Below are 18393 nucleotides of genomic sequence, written 5' to 3' on the forward strand. Positions count from 1 at the left end.
CCTTTATTCCTTTTCGACCGGCCACAGGGGATCTCCCGCAGCCCGACGCCATTCAACCCGGGCCAGAAGATGGTCCATCACCGACTGGGAATGGGCTACTTCGGCCAGAAGCATGGCGGCCTGGGCGTCGAGCAGATCATTGATGCTGCTTTTGCCGTCTTCGTTCTTGGCCTGTTCGATGCGAAAGGTCTCGCTGGAGAGCGCCACGTTTTTCCGGTTCACGTCCATGCGCTTCAGGCTGTCGACGATCCGCGCCAGGGCCTGCTCCAGCTCGGTTTCGACCTGAAGCCGCACGGCCCGGAGTCGCTCCTGGACTTGCCGTTTACGAATTTCCGCCTGACGAACCTTTGCCCGGATGGCTCCGCCGTGAAACAGCGGCAGACTGGCCTGAAGCCCGGCAGCCCATGCGTCCTCATGCTCGTCATCATAGGGAAGAGCACTTCTCAGGCCGTAGGTTCCGAATCCGTCCACCCGGGGCAGAAACGCCGAGCGCGCCGCGCTGATGTCCGCTTCCGCCCGATCCAGATCCAGCCGTGCGGCGACCAGCTCGGGCCGCCGGATTTCCACGGCCTTTCTTGCCGCATCCATATCGGGCAGGGCCGCCGGGTCGACTTTCAGTTCGCCGCGGACAGCCATCCGGTCGCCCTGAGGGGCATCCAGACCCATAAGCTGTGAGAGCGCAACGACAAGCACCCGACGGTCGGCCAGAATGGACGACAGTCGCTGCTCGATCTCGGCCAGGCGGACATCGATCTTCATCAGATCCACCGGTGCGACCCGGCCGACATCCAGTTGAAGTTGAGTGGTCTCCTTCTGGGACTCGAGAGCGTCCATGGAGGCCCGGGCGGAACGCTCGGTTTCATCCAGCTGCAGAATTTTGTAGAATACCGCATGAAGGTTGAGGATCAGGTCCTGACGGGTGCGCTTCCATATTTCCATCGCGCGCCGGCGCCCCAGGTCGGCGATGACAAGATCCGCCCGTCGCCGGCCGCCCTGATACAGGGGCAGCTGAAGTATCAGACCGGCTTCCAGCAGGTCCCGGTCGAACACGCCCGGCTCGTTGTTTTCATGGGCCTGGATCACCCGCATGGGCTCCGAGAAACGAGTATAACCCGCCAAGGCGTCCACCTGGGGCAGAAACGCCGATCTGGCCAGGACGATTTCCTCGCTCTGAACCGATTCCTCCTCTCGCGCAGCGGTGAGGCCCGGGTTATTTTCAAGGGCGGTCTCGATGCAGGCCTCAAGGGTCATGGCCGGCAAGTCAGGCCCGGGCTGTTTTGCAGGAACAGCCCCCGGAGTCAACAGCATCACGCCCAGAAGGGTCAGGAATTGTGCGGCAATACGGCGGGTCATCAGTCACCCTCTATCCTGTCATTCCGATCTATCAATGGCGGGGCTAATACAGGATCACACCGACGCCGGTCAGGGCCTGTCGACCGCCTCCGCATTCTCAATTTTCGGCGGCACGATAAACACCGGAATGTCGCAATGACGGAGCACGCCCTGGGAGGTGCTGCCCATCCAGAGCCCCTGGACCAGGCCGAATCCCCTGCTGCCCATCACCACCACGTCATATCCGCCGTCGCGGGCGTGGTGCAGGATGCGCTTCACCGGATCGCCTTTCTCCACCACCACGGCGTCGACCATGAGGCGGCAGGCCGGAAACCGACCGTTGAATGTGTCACAGTAGTGTTCAATGAACGATTTCGTCTGTTCAAGAACCTCCGCCTCGGTTTTTTCCTCAAGATCTTTCCGGCTTTCATAGCCCTGGTAGAGGATCACCATCAGTTCCGCCTTGGGGGGCATTTTTTCCAGCACATGCAAGATGGTGATGGCGGCGCCGTGGGCATTCGCCATGGCGGCGGCATACCCGAAGGCACGGTTGGCGTTCTCGGACAGATCGGTGGCGAGAAGAATACGTTTGATATCGGGTTGATGAAATTTCATGGACACCTCGTGGTTTGTTCCGTGTCGGTTTCATGCCGGGCCGTCAGGCGTTGTTTTTTTCCCGCTTTGACGGTCCAGGCGATCCAATTGTTTCTGCATCAAATTCAGACGCGCCATGATATCCGCAAGTGCTTCGGGGACGGTCATGCCGCTCAGGAAATCCGTGAACCAATGCCGGGTTTGGGTGCAGATCCTGACCAGCATGAGCATCACCGGCACTTCGATAAGTACCCCCACCACTGTGGCCAGGGCCGCCCCGGAAGAGAGCCCGAAAAGCATCGTGGCCGTGGCAATGGCCACCTCGAAATGATTAGACGCGCCGATCATGGCCGCTGGGGCTGCATCTTCATAGGACAGCCTCAACTTTCGGGCCAGCCAATAGCCGATGGTAAAAATGAGCATGGTCTGGATGAATAACGGAATCGCGATCCACAGGATGGTCAGCGGATTGGCGATGATCACCTCTCCTTTGAAAGAAAACAGCAATACCAGGGTAATCAGCAGGGCGACGATGGTAACCGGTGTGAGCACATGGAGGAATTTCTCCTTGAACCATGTTTCCCCTTTGGCGAAAATGATCCAACGGCGAGAGAGATAGCCGGCCACAAGCGGCAAAGCCACATAGATCAGGATTGAGAGCAGGAGGGCCTGCCACGGCACCGGCAGACGACCGACACCCAGCAGGAATCCGCCTAAAACACCGTAGAGCACCAGCATGGTGAGGGAGTTGAGGGCCACCATCACCAGCGTCAACCCGTCGTTGCCGCGTGCCAGGTATCCCCAGACCAACACCATGGCCGTACACGGGGCGATGCCCAGGAGGATACACCCGGCCAGGTAGCTTCGCCATAGCGGAATTTCCAGCATTTTGATTCCGTCCATCAGCACGACCGTCCCGGCGCCGTGGGTCGCCCCCACCGACAGATCCAGTCCAAAAGGCATCTTGACATAGTCCACGGTTTCCGGACCGATGAACCCATAAAACAACGTCCCCAGGAAAAACAAGGCAATGCCATACATGGTGAAGGGCTTGATGCACCAGTTGACGAACAGGGTCAGAAAAACCGGCTTGCCGCTTTTACCGGCCTTGATGACCGAACCGAAATCGATTTTCACCATGATCGGGTACATCATGAAGAAAAGGCAGATTGCGATGGGGATCGAAACCACCGGGGCACCCTTCACGTAGATCGCGAGCCCGTCCAGGTACCGGGCCAGTCCCGGCGCGACCTTTCCCAGCAGAATGCCGGCGATGATGCAGAAAAACACCCAAACGGTGAGGTATCGTTCAAAGACGCTGGTCATTTTGCGTTCATTGGATGCAGCAGCTTCGGTGCTCATGTTTCTACTCCCCGGACGGCCGGTTCAGAGTGCCCGGCAATCCTTCCACAAATAATCTGATTTCATCCCTCACCCGGCGGTAATGCGCGAGGGCGGCCTTTTCCGTGGGGGCATTCTCGGCCAGGGCCGGAGGATCGTCGAACCCCGCGTGGATCCGTTTGGTGGGGCCGTGAAAAAAGGGGCATGTCTCGTTGGCGTGCCCGCACAGGGTGATCACAACATCAAATCGCCGGTGCGGCAGTTCTTCCACCGTCTTAGACAATTGGCCGGAGATGTCCACCCCCGCCTCGGCCATGACGTTTACGGCCCGCGGATTGAGGCCGTGCTTTTCGATGCCGGCCGAAAAGGCCTCGATCTCGCCGCTTTTCAGGTGCTTTACCCACCCCTCGGCCATCTGGCTCCGGCAGGAGTTGCCGGTACACAAAAACAGGATCCTTAACGGTTTGTCCATGATAGTCACCTTGACGTCAATGTCGTTGAATTAACTAATTTCATTTGATATTTCAGTCAATTATGCTATAATTTCGTTAAATTGGGTATCTTTATCCACTTCAACCCCTTTTTTCTTGATCGACCCGAGACTCATTATCGGAGTGTATCTCCCTTTGATCATATCCAACGGCCGGCAACACGTACGGCATCAAGTGATCAGCAGCATCTACCCCCTAGCGACCTTGAACGCGCCTGATCCGCAGGAGACAACGTCTTGGGAGATTTAAAAATGGCGATCGCTTTGATCGGATATTTGAAGGCGAGCCTGACTGCATCCTTGACGACGGCCAAATCTTCTGTTTTCAGAAGCAACGCGCTGTTCCGGCAAATCCCCAGTTGGGTGACGATCACGTGTTTTTCCAATGGAATTCCTGCATTTTCCAGGATGGCCCGACCGCAGGCGCATTCACATCCGTCGATCACGACCAGAAGATCCGCGTCCGTCGCCGATTGAACAAATGCGCTTAATCCTGCTGCGATCCCGGCCAGGCAGAGCATGGCGCCGAACCCTTCTTCCGTCAACTCGACAGCCGCCCGGTTGGCGAGCTGGCCGGCATTGCAATTCCCGGAACAGGCCAGGATCATGATATTCCGCTTTTTGCAATCGCACTCTTCCGTCATGGGAAATTTCCTCTGTGTGATGGTGCCTGGTCGGCAAATGGGTATCCGACGCGTTCTTTCGGGACCGATCCCGGGAGCAGAGGAATACGCCTCTCCCCCGGGTCGTTGCAACGACGCAGGCTTTCCTTCGAAAGCCCGGGGCTTCCACCGCGCTACCGCTGAAAGGACTCAAACCGGCCGGGGCCGTAACAGGTTTCGAATACCGGCATTCAGTGGCGTTGCAGCGCCTTTTCCACCTTTTTGGCCAGGACCGTTTTGACGAAATTCAGGGCCCGCAACGGATCTTGATCCACGGCGATGTGAAGAATATCCGTGACATCCTCGACGGAGAGCGTCAGTTGAACCGGTTTCAGGGTCATGTTTCCCTCCCTTGTAGATTGGATATCGGACATGATGTGGATCTGGATCAGCGTACAGCGGCGGTTCCTGCTTTGCTCCGGTCCGAAGGCCTCCGCCGAAAGAAAAAGACCTCCAGGGTGAGCCAGACCGACACCGCCAGAAACCCCGCATCCCGAAGCACCGTCCACAAATCGGCCGGCCCTTCGGTGGCTTCGGTGGAAAAGCAGCCGCAATGGATGTCCAATCCCCGCATCAGGTTGAATGCCAGGGCCCCGATGAAGACGGTCATCAGCCCGGTGCTGATCAGCGTCGCCCCCGGCAGCCATACCCCGACAACGAGGCACACCCCCAGCAGCAGCTCCAGCCAGGGAAGCATAATGGCCGCCAGATTGACGGCGACGTCCGGAAGAATCTGGTAATTGTAGACGGCCTTGGCAAAAGCCTCGGGATTCAGGACCTTGTCGTAACTGGCATAGAGAAAAACAGCCCCTAAAAAAAGACGGAGCACTCTGAAAATCACAGCATGTCTCCTTTTTTCTTCTGCCACGGCCTCAGTTTCCCCCCTCCGTCGGCAGCCCGGCCTCCTGCCAGACGGTCCAGCCGTTGACCAGCACGCGAACGTTTTCCATCCCCATGTCTTTCAGGAACAGGGCCAGATCATGGCTCAGGTCGCAGGTCTCACCGTCGCAATAGGTCACGATCGCCCCGGCGGCCGAGAGCCGGTCCGCCGCATCCATGAAATAGCCGTCCGCCTCCTGGAACGGGAGGTTCAATGCACCCTGGATATGCCCTTCGTCGTACTGGCTCTCGGGCCTCGCATCCACGAACAGGACATCGCCCCGCTCGAAGAGCCCGCGGACCTCTTCCAGGGAGACGACCAGGCTCTCTCCCGCATCATCGGAAAATCGGGCATCCGCCGACCAGTCCCCCACCAGGGGTATGCCGTCAGATCGCCATAGATTGACACCGACCGACAGAAGTAGCGCCAGCCCGACGAGGGCGAATATTTGCCTGAGGGCCTGTTTGAAGAGAACTTTTCCGTCTTGAATCACGACGCCATTCCTTTCAATGCCATTACATCCCCCGCTTTCGGTTCTACATGCTCCCGTAACTGTGCAGACCGGGCAACAGGTTCACGCCGAAATAGGTGAACAACACGGCCCCGAACCCGGCAATGGAGAACATCGCCGCCCGACGGCCCTGCCATCCGCGCATCAGACGGGCATGAAGCAGGGTGGCGTAAATGAACCAGGTGATGAGGGACCAGGTTTCCTTGGGATCCCATCCCCAGTAACGCCCCCAGGCTGAATTGGCCCACACCGCCCCGGTGATGATCCCGGCGGTCAAAAAAAGAAACCCCAGCATCACCATCTGGTGGGTCAGTTCGTCCAGAACCCGTGGAGACGGCATTTTCCAGCCCGAACCTTGGGGTGAGTCGTGTTCTCTTTTTGCAAGAAACATCAAACTGAGGCCAAAAGCAACGGCAAAAGCCGCATATCCGATAAAACAGGTGATGACGTGGGCAATCAACCAGTTGCTTTTGAGCGCAGGCAAAAGCGGCTGGATTCGGTCGCTGATATTGGGCGACAGGGATGCATAGGCCATGGCCAGAAACGCCAGCGGCATGGCAACAGCCCCGATCGTCGGATGACCGTATTTCTTTTCCACGATCAGGTACAGAACGGCAATGGCCAGGGCGAAGAAAACCAGGGATTCATACAGGTTGGACAGCGGCGCATGGCCGATGCCCAATTGGTAGGTCTCGGCCCACCGCAACCCGAACCCCGCAACATTGCCGAGCACACCGGCGACGCCGGTCCGGAATGCAATACGTCCCAACGCGTCTTTGTGAAACACCCATGCCGCGATGTAGAGAAAAGCGGCTGCACCATAGACAAAGGTAGTGATGGAAAGTATGAGAGAACTATTCATGAACACCTCCTTTTTGCCGATTCAGATCTTTTTCATGGCCTTCCCTGAAATGCCGGACCCGCTCATCCACTGTCTGTCCGTCGGCAAAAGTCGCCAGCGGGTTGATTTCCAGCAAGGCCTCCCACGCTTCAACGGCACCCTTCTCATCACCAAGATCATACAACAGAACAATACCCTTGTTCATTCGGGAAACTTCATGCCTCGGATCCGCGGCCATGGCTTTGCTGAACGCCGCCACCGCTTTCCGGGGCTGCTGGTTTCGGCGATACATGACTCCGAGATCGGTCAATACGTTGGGATTGTTCGGCTCGATAGCAATTGATTTCTCATAAGCAACGATTGCTTTCTGAAACTGATCGGCGTCGAAATAGGCGTTGCCGAGTTGTGTCCAGACATCGGCATTTTGCGGATTTCGCGCCGCCTCGGCCTCCAGGGCCTGAAACATTTCAGCCGGCGGCTGTTTACCGGAAGCCGCCTGGGAAACCGTTGAAGACCCGCCGGGCAGTGGGCTTGTCTTCATCACACCGAATATCGTACCTGCAATAAAACCGACCAGCAGGGCCGACAATGAAAGCACGACCGCTGTCTGGCGGCTGACGGTTGAAGACTTGTCGGCGACAGCCTTCACCGACTTTTTTTGATATTTTTTTGTCATATCCGAAAAAACTCCTTCTTCACTGAACAGGTCTTCCCGAACAAGGGAAGCGGCCGAAACAGGCGCCTCTCAATACAAACCTTTTGCGGTTTGGCTCTCAAGCGCGGGCTGGCCGGGGTTGTCGCAAAACGCCCGATGCTGTCCACGGTTCAAGCGGCACTGGTTTCATACACGGCCGCAGAGAACCCTATCCTGTAAATATCGGGGATGCCTGATGGATAATGTAGGGTCGTGAAGAGAGCCTTCAACACAAAAAAGCGCATTTGATCATGAAGGGCGGCGGTGATGCCTCAGGAAAGGGGTGTGGAAAAAACAGCACGCCTTTTCTGATGGCAACGAACGACGCTGCCGTCGGTGTCGTTATCGGATGTGAAGTGAATGCCCGGGGTTTATCGAGAAGCCTTCTTTCATTCCGGAAATCGGAGGAGCTCGCCCGCGTCAACAGCCGGTCCTCGTGAGGCCGACAGGATCCCATGTTGCAGGGTACGGAATTGTGCGGGCCTGCATCACGATGCGCGGTGCTGATGCCGTGACACGCCGAAAAGCAGGCGTCGACCGCCGCCGCGGCACACCCCTGCCCCGGGTTTGAACCCAGCAACAGCAATATGACAATCCACACTCTCGACATCAACTGAATCCCATCATCCGTGTTCTTTCGATTCTTAAACCATATTGGGCCGGTTTGGAAGATGCAATTTCGTCTCTGTCACGTCCCCAGAAACGGGTTTACAATGAAATAAACTCCGAACAGTCCGATGGCGATGCCGGCCGTCTTCCGGAACCACAGGCTCCCCTGCTGGAAATTGCTGTTTTCCAGAAGCCGCTGCACCAGAGCCGTGGAACTGCCGGCCACCGCAATGGGAATGCAGTGCCCGATCCCGAAAATCACGATATAGAAAATCCCGACGGCGATCTGTTTCTGGATCGTGATAAAGGCCAGGATCGGAGCGATAAACCCGAAGGTGCAGGATCCGGAGAGCAGGCCGTAGGCCAGGCCCAGGACAAATGCGCCGAACATGCCCCTGAGCTTGAATTTCCCCATCAGACCGCCGGACACGGAGCAGGCTGAAACACCCATCATGCCCAGCGCCACCCAGATCAGTATTCCGCCCACCAGGATGGTCCAGTATGGCCCGATCTCGCCGAGCATCCGACCCAGCAGGGAACAGACGATGCCTACCATCGCGATGGTGATGAAGAGGCCTGCGGTGAAACTTACGGCGTATTTGGCGCCCTGCCGGGGGCTGAGGGTTTGATTCTGGCCTGCCACATAGCTGACGATAAGGGGGATGGACGCCAAGTGGCAGGGGGAAAGCAGGATGCTGATCATTCCCCACAGAAAACAGCCGGCGGCCGCAACGGCGATGCCGCCGGTCATCCACTGATTGACCGTCAGAAAAAAGGTTTCCAACATCGGTGCATCCTCCCTGGAGACTCAGTTGACGCCCATTTTCTTCAGTTGCGCGACAATGGCCTCTTCGCTCATGAACCCGATGTTCCGGAACACCTCCTTGCCGCTCTCGTCAAAAAAAATCTGGGTCGGAATGGCTCTCAGACCGTATTTTTTCGCCTGGCTCTGGTCTTCCCACACATCGATGAACACAATGGCGGCCCGACCGTCATAGGTCTTCTTCAGTTTGTCGAGAATCGGGGCCATGAGCTTGCAGGGAATGCATTCGCTGGCACCCAGGTCGATCATGGTGACCATTCCCTTGACGGGCACTTCCGGGGATGTCGGCGAAGCAAAGGCAATGGCGACGGATCCAATACAGACGAAAACCATCAAAACCAGCTTGCGTCTCTGATTCATTTTTCCCATTCTCCCTCTCGGTCGATTCATCAAATTGTCTTTGAACTCACAATGCTTCCCCACAGCACTGCACGCTCCCCCTTCGAGGGATAACTCACTTTTTAAGCCACTTCTTAACCTCTTCCTTGGAGGGGATCTTGCCCACCGATTTCACCTCTCCATCGATGACCACCGCCGGCGTGCCGAACACGCCGTATTCCCCGATTTTCAGAATATCGGTCACTTTTTCCACCTGAGCGTCCACACCCGTTTCCGCAACAGCATCCTTGACCGCTTTTTCCGTCTGCTGACATTTGGGGCATCCAGGCCCCAGCACTTTGATTTCCATGGTACCTCTCCTTTAATGTTGATCTTGCGACGCCATGAGGCGTCGCAACGAGTTGCATGTTGACTATAATTCAGACCTGATGAAACCGTGGCATGAAAACCATCCGACAGGGTGATCGGAGTCACGATCCGGAATCTCAATCATACGAAATAATGCCCGAAAATCATTCCGCACAGAGTGGACATAATGACGACCAGACACACAAAAACAGCAGTTTTCCTGGTGCCCATAACGCTTCGGATAACCAGCATGTTGGGAAGCGAGAGAGCAGGACCGGCCAGGAGCAGCGACAGCGCCGGCCCCTGACCCATTCCCGAGCCGATGAGCCCCTGCAGAATAGGAACTTCCGTGAGCGTCGCGAAATACATGAACGCCCCCACGATCGCAGAAAAGAAATTGGCCCCGAAGGAGTTTCCCCCCACCAGACCACTCACCCATTGGGAAGGAATGAGCCCTTCGCTGCCCGGTCGTCCCAGCAGCAGTCCGGCCACCATGACGCCGCCTAGAAGCAGCGGCGTGATTTGCCTGGTGAAACCCCAGGTGGCGATGAACCAGTCTTCGGTTTCGCCACGAGTGGTGGTGATGAGAATAGTGAGAGCTATGATTCCCGCACTGAAGGAGATGAGTGGTTCGTGGGGGAAGAGGAATGCCAGGGCCGCCACAATGATTCCCGCAAACACCACCTTGATCGCTTTTACGCGAAACCAGACGATGAACTCAATCCCCAGACCCACGGCAAACGCCCCCGTCAACCACCATTTGATCTGAAAAACGGCGTTCCAGAAGCCTACAGGTTCAGATGGCTTGCCCCAGGTGGCGGAGATCAGCAATCCGATCATAGTGGAAAAATAGACCACATTCTGCCACAAAGGCCGCTCGACCTCCACAGAAGGCAAATGCATTGCCGCCTGCACCTTTTCTTCTTCTTCTCTCAGGAAGAAAAAGTGCATCAGCAACCCGATGACGATGCTGAACAAAATCGCTCCAACGGCACGTGCGATGCCCAAGGGCAATCCGAGGATCCTCGCGGTCAGCACGATGGCTAGAATGTTGATGGCCGGGCCGGAGTATAGAAAGGCTAGGGCCGGTCCAAGACCTGCCCCCCGCTTCCAGATACCGGCAAAAAGGGGCAGCACGGTGCAGGAGCAGACCGCCAGAATGCTGCCTGAAACCGAAGCCACGCCGTAGGCCAGAACCTTGTTGGCCGTAGGGCCCAGGTACCGCATCACCGCGGCCTGAGACACAAAACAGGAAATCGCCCCGGCAATGAAAAATGCCGGCACCAGACAAAGCAGTACATGCTCCTGGGCGTACCATTTGACTAGAGACAGGGATTCCAGTATGGCATTGGTGAACCGCTCGCTTTCCATGGGAAGATAAAAGGCAACCAGGAACGCCCCCACAATCAACGACATCGGTATCCAGATCGTGCTCCAGTCGATACGGCTGGGTGCCGTTTCCTCCACATCCTCTGCCATATCGTCCCTCATCGATTCTTTATGAGCTGTTTGAGCGTTGCTCATGACTGATTCTCCTCGTTGTTCGGTTGAGTTTTTTTCTGCGGTCGCGATTTGCCGGCCGTGGTCCCGGGAGGTTGTCATCTCTTCTAAAAAATTTAAATTCAAATTTAACGATATATTGGTTCATATTAAAAACGTCCGGATATCAGTTATATTGCACCATATGACGATATATAAACCCCAGAAACATCTGTTGCGGCAGATAAAGGATGATCAAACCGGCATCTCTCAGTATTTTGAGATGCTTGCTGACGGAAGACTGTGCAAGCCCCGTCGCCCTTTGAATGTTGCAGACATACAAGATCCTGCGCTGCAGCAATTTGATCATTTTCACCCGGTTGGGGTCCGAAAGCGCTTTCATCACATTGATACATTCTCTCACAGATACCCTTTGTATCGCTTTTTTGGAATATACTATCTGCACAAACCGGTGTCAATGGAAAATCCATGGGAGAATGGAGACCGGTAATGTCAGGTCGCTCGAACTCCTTGAGTTCGGTGCCGTTTGCTGGTAAGTATAGAGAGAAATTTTCCACCTTTTTCTGCAAAGGCATCCATGACCGCGTATTTCATCCGACGATTGCTGCTGATCATTCCCACCTTCCTGGGCATCACCATCATGGTTTTCGTCATCACCCGTTTCGTGCCCGGCGGTCCCATCGAACGGATCATCGTCCAGGCCCAGCAGATGCGCAGCCTCGAGGGCGGGCATCGGACAGCGACCGCCATGAGTGAACAGACCCAACCGCTTTCCGAGGAACAAATCGCCGAACTCAAAAAATACTACGGATTCGACAAGCCGGTCCTGGTCAGCTACGGGTTGTGGCTGAGCAAGGTTCTCAGGGGCGATCTGGGCACCTCCACCCGCTACTACGACCCGGTCTGGGAGATGATCAGGACGCGCATCCCCATCTCCCTCTATTTCGGCATTCTTTCCATGATACTGGTCTACGGCGTCTGCATCCCGCTGGGCGTGGCCAAGGCCGTGCGGCACAAGAGCCTTTTCGACAACCTCTCCTCGGTCCTTGTCTTCATCGGCTATGCCGTCCCCGGATGGGTGGTGGGGATCCTGCTGCTCATCCTCTTCTCTTCTCACTGGGATTTTTTCCCCCTGGGGGGCCTGGTCAGCGACGAATTCGAGGATTTCTCATTGATACAGAAAGCAATGGACCTCGCCTGGCATACGGTTCTCCCCCTTGCCGCCTATGTCATCGGCTCCTTCAGTATCATGACGCTTCTGATGAAGAATACCCTCATGGACAACCTGGCGTCGGATTACGTCCGAACGGCCATCGCCAAGGGATTGCCCTTCCGGAAAGCCGTCCTCCGGCACGCCTTCCGAAACAGCCTCATCCCCATCGCCACCCATTTCGGCAACAATGTCTCGGTCATTCTCATGGGCTCGTTCCTCATCGAGACTGTCTTCAATATCGACGGCATGGGGCTTCTGGGCTACGAATCCATCGTCCAACGCGACTACCCCGTGGTTCTGGGCATCCTCGTAATCTCCTCCCTGCTCCTCATGATCGGCAACATCCTGTCGGACATCTGCGTCGCCCTCGTCGACCCCCGGGTGCAGTTCAAATGAGACGAAATCCCCTGACCCTCAAAAAGATCCGCCGGTTCAAGTCGATCCGGCGGGGGTATGTCTCCTTCATCATCTTCTGCCTGATGATGGGTCTGTCTCTGACGGCCGAACTTTTCATCAACAGCCGGGCCCTGGTGGTTCATTACGAGGGGCGTTATTACTTCCCCACCTACGGCCGGATCCTTCCCGGCACCACCTTCGGCCTTGACTATGATTACGAAACCAATTACCGCGAGCTGAAGGCGCGCTTTGACGCAGCAGGCGAGGGCAACTGGGTGCTGATGCCGCCGGCGCCCTACAACCCCTATGAAAACGACCTGAGAGATGACGCTTTTCCGCCCTTCCCACCCTCCATCGCTTCCCGTCATTTCCTCGGCACCGACATCGTCGGCAGGGATCTCCTGGCCCGACTTGTCTACGGGTTCCGCATCGCCATTTTTTTCTCCCTCGGACTCCTCCTGGCCAACTACGCCATCGGCGTCAGCATCGGGTGCGCCATGGGATATTTCGGAGGACGGTTCGACCTCTTTTTCCAGCGGATCATCGAAATCTGGTCCAACGTGCCGTTTCTCTATGTCATCATCATCATCTCATCCGTGGTCGTGCCCAACTTCTTCATCCTCATCCTGATCATGGCCTTCTTCGGCTGGATCGGAATGACCTGGACCATGCGGACCGTCACCTACAAGGAGAAGGAGCGGGAATACGTGCTGGCGGCGCAGGCCCTGGGCGCTTCCAACCTGCGGATCATCTTCAGGCACATCATCCCCAACACCGTGGCGGTGATCGTGACCTATGCGCCCTTCTCGGTTTCCGGGGGCATCGTCTCCCTCACCTCCCTCGACTATCTGGGGTTCGGGCTCCCGCCCCCGACGCCGAGCTGGGGAGAGCTTCTGCAGCAGGGATGGACCGCCATGGATGCCTGGTGGATCGCCGGATCCGTGATCGCAGCCATGGTCGTTACGCTCGTTACGGTGACGTTCATCGGCGAGGCGGTGCGGGAAGCTTTCGATCCCAGGCTCCACACGGTATATGAATAGATGGCAAGCATACCGGGGAGCATCACCGTGCCGCCGCGAACCCGGACGTATCAGGCCATCAGGAAGGACAAACGGATGAAATCGAACAACAGCATTCTCATCGTGACGATAATTCTCATGGGGATCACCCTGGTCGTTCAGCCCACCCCCCTCGGCGCCGCGCCCGCGCTTCCGGACGATATCCAGTGGCTCACCAACACCGCGGACCCGGTGTTCGCCTCGCCCGAAGCCCGGCGGGGCGGCACCTTTCACACGGCCCTCATGACCTTTCCCCTTACCTTTCGAACGGTGGGCCCCGATTCCAACAGCAGCTTCCGAAGCGCCATCCTGGGCAACCAGTTGAGCCTCATCGGCCTGCACCCGAATACCCTGAACATCATCCCCGAGCTGGCGACCCACTGGGCATTCGATCTGGACAAGAAGACCATGTACTTCAAACTGAATCCCAGGGCCCAATGGTCGGACGGGGTTCCGGTTACGGCGGACGACTTTGCCTTCACCCTGGAGTTCATGCGCTCCGAGCATATCATCGCGCCCTGGTACAACGACTACTACACCCAGGAGATCGACCGGGTCATCGTTTACGACGGCCACACCCTGGCGGTAGTCAGCACCAAGGCGGTCCCCGACCTGCACCTGAAGCTCGGCATCGCCCCCACACCCCGGCACTATTACCAGACCCTCGGACCGGATTTCGTCCGCAGGTACAACTGGGAAATCGTGCCCAACACCGGCGCCTACCAGATCTCGTATTTCCGAAAAGGGAAATACGTCATGTTCAAGCGAAAGCCGGACTGGTGGGGGAATGATCTCCATTATTTCAACAATCGCTTCAACGTGGACCGGGTCAAATTCACCGTTGTGCGGGATTTCAACGTCCTGTGGGAATATTTCAAAAAAGCCCGGATCGACACCTTCGCCATGAACTTTCCCCAGTACTGGCACATCCGGTCGAAAACGCCCCAGATCGAAAAAGGATACATCGAGCGCATCTGGTTTTTCAACGACACCCAGCAGTCGGCCATGGGGCTCTGGCTGAACCAGGATCGCGAGATCTTCAGAGATCCGCGACTCCGGTACGCCTTCGCCCATGCCATGAACGTGGAAAAGGTGATCGAACAGGTGTTGCGGAACGATTACTTCCGCCTGGAAAGCGGGTTTGTGGGATATGGTCCCTATTCCAACACGGAGATCCGGGCACGACGCTTCGATCTTGAAAAGGTAAACGAATATATGAAGGAAGCCGGCTGGCGGCGGGGGCCCGACGGCATCTGGACCAAGGGCGGCCGACGCTTTTCGGTGGAGGTTTCCTACAGCATCGAGGAGCACACCCCGCGGCTGGTGGTGTTGAAGGAGGAGGCCAAGAAGGCGGGCATCGAGCTCCAGCTCCAGCGTCTCGATCCGTCAGCCGCCTACAAGATGGTTATGGAAAAGAAGCACGACGTGGCGTGGATGGGCTGGAGCACCTCCCTCCGGCCCCAGTACTGGGAGCATTTTCATTCCGTCAACGCCCACAAGCCCCAGACCAACAACATCACCAACACGGACGATCCCGAACTGGACCGGCTCATCGACGCTTATCGAAATTCCCTCGATGAAGCGGAACGGATCGACCTCTCGCGGCGGATCCAGGCCCGGGTGCATGAGATCGGCTGTTTTGTACCGACCTTCATGGTGCCTTATGTCCGCCAGGCCTACTGGCGGTGGTGGCGTCTGCCGACCCCGCCGGGCACCAGGATCAGCGGCGACCTGTTCGACCCCTTTGACAGCGTCACCGGCGGGCTCTTCTGGTTCGACGAAGCCCGGCACGAGGAAACCCGGCAGGCCATGCGGAAGCGGCAGCCGTTTCCACCGGTGACCCGCATCGATGAAACCTATAAAATGAAGTTTCTGAAGTGAAGCCGGCACCCATACTCGAGGTCCGCCGCCTGGTGACGGTGTTCGATACGGAGGAGGAAAGCGTCCGAGCGGCGGATGATGTGAGTTTCTCCCTCGATCGGGGCGCCACCCTCGGCATCGTCGGCGAGTCCGGATGCGGCAAGAGCGTCACGGCTTTGTCGATCCTGCGGCTTCTGCCCAGGCCCGCAGGCCGTATCGCAGCGGGGGAGATCTGGTTCGACGGCACGGACCTCGTTCGCCTGCCTGCCGGGGAGATGAGCCGGATCCGCGGGAAACGGATCTCCATGATTTTCCAGGAACCCATGACGGCACTCAACCCGGTCCACCGCATCGGTCGACAGCTCGGCGAGGTTTTCCAACTCCACTTTCCGGATATGCCGACGGGCGACATCGAGGCGGCGTCCGTCTCCATGCTTCGGAAGGTCGGCATTCCCGAGCCCGAACAGCGGATGCGGGAATACCCCCATCAGATCTCCGGCGGCATGCGCCAGCGGGTGATGATCGCCATGGCCCTGGCCTGTCGGCCGGACATCCTGATCGCCGACGAACCGACCACGGCCCTGGACGTCACCATCCAGGCTCAGATCCTGTCGCTCATTCGCGATCTCCAGGCGGAAACCGGCATGTCGGTCATCATCATCACCCACGACCTGGGGGTTATCGCCGAGACCTGCGACGCCGTCGCCGTGATGTATGCCGGGAGAACCGTTGAAACCGCATCCATCCGGGAGCTCTTCGAAAATCCGCGTCATCCCTACACGCGGGGTCTGCTCACCTCGATCCCCCGGCTGGATTTCCCGCGAAAAACGCCACTCAGCATCATCCGCGGCGTCGTTCCCGGCCTTCACGAGCTGCCCGAAGGCTGCCGGTTCCGCAACCGTTGCCCCCATGCAAAGCCCCTCTGCCGAACCGATCCGCCCATGATGAACGTCGGCGAGGATCATTTCGCCGCCTGCCATTTCAGTGACACCCTTGCACCTTTCAGCCTCGAAACCGCTGACAAAGAGGCTGTCGGGCCGTCTGTCGGCACATCGGCATCGACACAGGCCATTTCCCGGATCTGCCTCGAGGTCCGAGACCTCAAGATGCATTTCCCCATCTACGGCGGAATCCTCCGCCGCCCGGTGGGCAAGGTCTTTGCCGTCGACGGCGTCTCATTTGTCATCCGACGGGGACGGACCCTCGGACTGGTGGGCGAATCGGGATGCGGCAAAACCACGGTAGGCCGATCGATTCTGCGGCTCTACCAGCCCACGGCCGGGAGCGTGAGGTTCAACGGCCGCGAGGTTCTCACCCTGGACCGAAGGCAGCTCCAGGCCGTTCGACGGGATGTCCAGATGATCTTCCAGGACCCCTTCGAATCCCTCAACAGTCGGTTCACGGTGGCGGACATCCTGGAGGAGCCCTTCATCATCCACCGCATGGGATCCGGAAATGAACGCCGGGAAAAGGTGCGCCGCCTCCTTGGAACCGTGGGCATGCCCGAAAGCGCACTCACGCGGTTCCCCCATGAATTCAGCGGCGGGCAACGGCAGCGGATCGGCATCGCCCGGGCCATTGCCCTGAACCCCGAGCTCGTGATCTGCGACGAACCGGTCTCGGCCCTTGACGTCTCCATCCAGTCCCAGATTCTCAATCTGCTGCTGGATCTCCAGGAGGAGTTGGGTCTGACCTATCTGTTCATCTCCCATGACCTGACGGTGGTTCGCCACATCTCGGACGACATCGCGGTGATGTATCTCGGCAAGATCGTGGAGCACACCGATGCGGACGGCATTTACGCCTGCCCTCTTCACCCCTACACCCGGGCACTGATCGCAGCCATACCGGTTCCATCCCCCGATCCGAAGCCCCAGAAGCCGTTTCCGGCAGGCGACGTCCCTTCACCCATCCATCCGCCGTCCGGGTGTCGATTTCGAACCCGATGCCCTATCCGGATCGACCGCTGTACCGAGGAAGAGCCCATCCTGCGAAAAGTGGACGACGGCAACGGCAATGTGCATTGGGTGGCGTGCCACCGGGTCTAGTCTCCCTTGAGGACGTCGATCATTGAAAACACGCGTCCCCGAATGCCGTCACGCATCCGGCAATGCAAATACACCACGGCATCCAGGGTACCTTTGACGTAGACCTCGCGGCCGTTGACATTGTGGGTGAAGGAAAATTTGACGGTTTCGTCGTCGGATACCAGGGTGTAGGTATGCCAGGCATGTCCGGCCAGGTGCGCCTCCGGAATACCCCACACCGTCTTCTGTCGCTGGGGGTCTCGCTCCTTGACGATGTCCGCTTCGGTAAACGTACACCCGAGGCGATTGAAATAGCCGACCATGGCCTTCGCCGTTCCGCTGGTATCGGCCTTGCCCTGCTGATGGCTTTCCCGGATATCCAGGGAATAGCCGGCGAAAAGGCCGGGGAACGTTTCGGCGGCATAAGCCATCATCGCCTGAAAACCGACGATCTGTTTGGCCATATTCGGCGCGATGACGGCGGAGATGTTGGAAGCGGCAACGCGCGCCATGAGTCGCTCCCGATCACCCCCGGTGGTGCCCATGACAAAGGGAAGGCCGCCCTCGCAATAGAATTCCGCGTTCTCGTTGACGGCGGCGGGGTGGGTAAAATCGATGCAGATAACCTCCGGTCCCGCCGCCCGAACGGCCGCAAGCGCCTGAGACCTGGCTTCCGGCAGGAACAGCTGCACCGCAACGTCGTCCACGTTGCAGATCTTCTCGTTGATCTCCGGACCCGTCAGCGAGTATGGCACCAGCGCGAACCGAGGATCCTGGATGATCCGACGGATAACCGTGCGGGCGACATTACCCGGGGCTCCGTTGACCATAACCTTGATTGTTTCCATTACAACCTCCTTCAAAGTAAAAAAGCC

At 57.7% G+C, this 18393-nt stretch carries 20 protein-coding genes; 4 read left to right on the top strand and 16 right to left on the bottom strand.

The annotated features are described in order from the left end of the window. Positions 1–3 precede the first annotated feature (3 nt). The 15 genes from dmul_RS14470 to dmul_RS14540 all read right to left on the bottom strand — a co-directional run bounded on the left by dmul_RS14470 (position 4) and on the right by dmul_RS14540 (position 11346). Complete coding sequence (locus dmul_RS14470) at positions 4–1353, bottom strand: TolC family protein (protein WP_020878699.1); 1350 nt, start codon at positions 1351–1353, stop codon at positions 4–6. Between the two features lie 69 nt (positions 1354–1422). Then, on the bottom strand, positions 1423–1947 hold the full coding sequence (locus dmul_RS14475; protein WP_020878700.1) for a universal stress protein: 525 nt from the start codon (positions 1945–1947) through the stop codon (positions 1423–1425). 30 nt (positions 1948–1977) lie between these two features. Then, a complete protein-coding gene (gene arsB / locus dmul_RS14480) occupies positions 1978–3288 on the bottom strand; it encodes an ACR3 family arsenite efflux transporter (RefSeq protein WP_020878701.1) in 1311 nt (436 codons plus the stop codon). Between the two features lie 4 nt (positions 3289–3292). Continuing rightward, a complete protein-coding gene (locus dmul_RS14485) occupies positions 3293–3739 on the bottom strand; it encodes an arsenate reductase ArsC (RefSeq protein WP_020878702.1) in 447 nt (148 codons plus the stop codon). 197 nt (positions 3740–3936) lie between these two features. Next, a complete protein-coding gene (locus dmul_RS14490; protein ID WP_020878703.1) occupies positions 3937–4401 on the bottom strand; it encodes a putative zinc-binding protein in 465 nt (154 codons plus the stop codon). A 209-nt stretch (positions 4402–4610) separates the two neighbouring features. After that, entirely contained in the window at positions 4611–4760 is a 150-nt protein-coding gene (locus dmul_RS20300; RefSeq protein WP_020878704.1) for a hypothetical protein, read from the bottom strand. Positions 4761–4807: 47 nt separating this feature from the next. Continuing rightward, the gene (locus tag dmul_RS14495; protein WP_020878705.1) at positions 4808–5260 is read right to left on the bottom strand and encodes a MauE/DoxX family redox-associated membrane protein; all 453 of its coding nucleotides are present in this window, start codon (positions 5258–5260) and stop codon (positions 4808–4810) included. 31 nt (positions 5261–5291) lie between these two features. Continuing rightward, positions 5292–5792: a rhodanese-like domain-containing protein gene (locus dmul_RS14500; RefSeq protein WP_020878706.1), complete on the bottom strand. Its 501-nt coding sequence runs from the start codon at positions 5790–5792 to the stop codon at positions 5292–5294. 43 nt (positions 5793–5835) lie between these two features. After that, the gene (gene ccsB, locus dmul_RS14505) at positions 5836–6672 is read right to left on the bottom strand and encodes a c-type cytochrome biogenesis protein CcsB (RefSeq protein ID WP_020878707.1); all 837 of its coding nucleotides are present in this window, start codon (positions 6670–6672) and stop codon (positions 5836–5838) included. Continuing rightward, complete coding sequence (locus dmul_RS14510) at positions 6665–7327, bottom strand: tetratricopeptide repeat protein (protein WP_020878708.1); 663 nt, start codon at positions 7325–7327, stop codon at positions 6665–6667. The genes ccsB and dmul_RS14510 overlap by 8 nt, the downstream gene beginning before the upstream one ends. Before the next feature lie 706 nt (positions 7328–8033). Then, positions 8034–8741: a cytochrome c biogenesis CcdA family protein gene (locus dmul_RS14520; RefSeq protein WP_020878709.1), complete on the bottom strand. Its 708-nt coding sequence runs from the start codon at positions 8739–8741 to the stop codon at positions 8034–8036. 21 nt (positions 8742–8762) lie between these two features. Further along, on the bottom strand, positions 8763–9137 hold the full coding sequence (locus dmul_RS14525) for a thioredoxin family protein (RefSeq protein ID WP_020878710.1): 375 nt from the start codon (positions 9135–9137) through the stop codon (positions 8763–8765). 94 nt (positions 9138–9231) lie between these two features. After that, positions 9232–9465, bottom strand: coding sequence for a thioredoxin family protein (locus tag dmul_RS14530; protein WP_020878711.1), 234 nt, complete (start codon positions 9463–9465; stop codon positions 9232–9234). Between the two features lie 140 nt (positions 9466–9605). Further along, the gene (locus tag dmul_RS14535; protein ID WP_052018619.1) at positions 9606–10943 is read right to left on the bottom strand and encodes a permease; all 1338 of its coding nucleotides are present in this window, start codon (positions 10941–10943) and stop codon (positions 9606–9608) included. 187 nt (positions 10944–11130) lie between these two features. Then, positions 11131–11346 carry an ArsR/SmtB family transcription factor gene (locus dmul_RS14540; protein WP_330216964.1) on the bottom strand — a complete coding sequence of 72 codons (216 nt, stop codon included), beginning with the start codon at positions 11344–11346 and terminating at the stop codon, positions 11131–11133. A 195-nt stretch (positions 11347–11541) separates the two neighbouring features. On the opposite strand from dmul_RS14540, the gene dmul_RS14545 reads away from it, so the two are divergent. The 4 genes from dmul_RS14545 (at position 11542) to dmul_RS21135 (ending at position 17539) form a co-directional block, all read left to right on the top strand. Next, positions 11542–12573 carry an ABC transporter permease subunit gene (locus tag dmul_RS14545; RefSeq protein WP_020878714.1) on the top strand — a complete coding sequence of 344 codons (1032 nt, stop codon included), beginning with the start codon at positions 11542–11544 and terminating at the stop codon, positions 12571–12573. Continuing rightward, complete coding sequence (locus dmul_RS14550) at positions 12570–13613, top strand: ABC transporter permease (RefSeq protein ID WP_020878715.1); 1044 nt, start codon at positions 12570–12572, stop codon at positions 13611–13613. The genes dmul_RS14545 and dmul_RS14550 overlap by 4 nt, the downstream gene beginning before the upstream one ends. Positions 13614–13688: 75 nt before the next feature. Next, a complete protein-coding gene (locus tag dmul_RS14555) occupies positions 13689–15512 on the top strand; it encodes an extracellular solute-binding protein (protein ID WP_144016615.1) in 1824 nt (607 codons plus the stop codon). Then, the gene (locus tag dmul_RS21135; RefSeq protein WP_020878717.1) at positions 15509–17539 is read left to right on the top strand and encodes an ABC transporter ATP-binding protein; all 2031 of its coding nucleotides are present in this window, start codon (positions 15509–15511) and stop codon (positions 17537–17539) included. Before dmul_RS14555 ends, dmul_RS21135 begins: the two co-directional genes overlap by 4 nt. Here the strand turns inward: dmul_RS21135 and dapB are convergent. Continuing rightward, positions 17536–18366 (bottom strand): dihydrodipicolinate reductase, encoded by an 831-nt coding sequence (gene dapB, locus dmul_RS14565; RefSeq protein WP_020878718.1) that lies wholly within the window; start codon positions 18364–18366, stop codon positions 17536–17538. The two genes, dmul_RS21135 and dapB, sit on opposite strands and share 4 nt — an antisense overlap. Between the last annotated feature and the right edge of the window lie 27 nt (positions 18367–18393).

Origin of the sequence: Desulfococcus multivorans, assembly GCF_001854245.1 — a bacterium.
Taxonomy (GTDB): Bacteria; Desulfobacterota; Desulfobacteria; order Desulfobacterales; family Desulfococcaceae; genus Desulfococcus; species Desulfococcus multivorans.

What these genes read in the sequence shown, in the direction of transcription:
- dmul_RS14470 (WP_020878699.1), bottom strand. Translation starts at nt 1,353, where the DNA reads ATGACCCGCCGTATTGCCGCACAATTCCTGACCCTTCTGGGCGTGATG.
- dmul_RS14475 (WP_020878700.1), bottom strand. Translation starts at nt 1,947, where the DNA reads ATGAAATTTCATCAACCCGATATCAAACGTATTCTTCTCGCCACCGAT.
- arsB (WP_020878701.1), bottom strand. Translation starts at nt 3,288, where the DNA reads ATGAGCACCGAAGCTGCTGCATCCAATGAACGCAAAATGACCAGCGTC.
- dmul_RS14485 (WP_020878702.1), bottom strand. Translation starts at nt 3,739, where the DNA reads ATGGACAAACCGTTAAGGATCCTGTTTTTGTGTACCGGCAACTCCTGC.
- dmul_RS14490 (WP_020878703.1), bottom strand. Translation starts at nt 4,401, where the DNA reads ATGACGGAAGAGTGCGATTGCAAAAAGCGGAATATCATGATCCTGGCC.
- dmul_RS20300 (WP_020878704.1), bottom strand. Translation starts at nt 4,760, where the DNA reads ATGACCCTGAAACCGGTTCAACTGACGCTCTCCGTCGAGGATGTCACG.
- ccsB (WP_020878707.1), bottom strand. Translation starts at nt 6,672, where the DNA reads ATGAATAGTTCTCTCATACTTTCCATCACTACCTTTGTCTATGGTGCA.
- dmul_RS14510 (WP_020878708.1), bottom strand. Translation starts at nt 7,327, where the DNA reads ATGACAAAAAAATATCAAAAAAAGTCGGTGAAGGCTGTCGCCGACAAG.
- dmul_RS14520 (WP_020878709.1), bottom strand. Translation starts at nt 8,741, where the DNA reads ATGTTGGAAACCTTTTTTCTGACGGTCAATCAGTGGATGACCGGCGGC.
- dmul_RS14525 (WP_020878710.1), bottom strand. Translation starts at nt 9,137, where the DNA reads ATGAATCAGAGACGCAAGCTGGTTTTGATGGTTTTCGTCTGTATTGGA.
- dmul_RS14530 (WP_020878711.1), bottom strand. Translation starts at nt 9,465, where the DNA reads ATGGAAATCAAAGTGCTGGGGCCTGGATGCCCCAAATGTCAGCAGACG.
- dmul_RS14535 (WP_052018619.1), bottom strand. Translation starts at nt 10,943, where the DNA reads ATGGCAGAGGATGTGGAGGAAACGGCACCCAGCCGTATCGACTGGAGC.
- dmul_RS14540 (WP_330216964.1), bottom strand. Translation starts at nt 11,346, where the DNA reads ATGAAAGCGCTTTCGGACCCCAACCGGGTGAAAATGATCAAATTGCTG.
- dmul_RS14545 (WP_020878714.1), top strand. Translation starts at nt 11,542, where the DNA reads ATGACCGCGTATTTCATCCGACGATTGCTGCTGATCATTCCCACCTTC.
- dmul_RS14550 (WP_020878715.1), top strand. Translation starts at nt 12,570, where the DNA reads ATGAGACGAAATCCCCTGACCCTCAAAAAGATCCGCCGGTTCAAGTCG.
- dmul_RS14555 (WP_144016615.1), top strand. Translation starts at nt 13,689, where the DNA reads ATGAAATCGAACAACAGCATTCTCATCGTGACGATAATTCTCATGGGG.
- dapB (WP_020878718.1), bottom strand. Translation starts at nt 18,366, where the DNA reads ATGGAAACAATCAAGGTTATGGTCAACGGAGCCCCGGGTAATGTCGCC.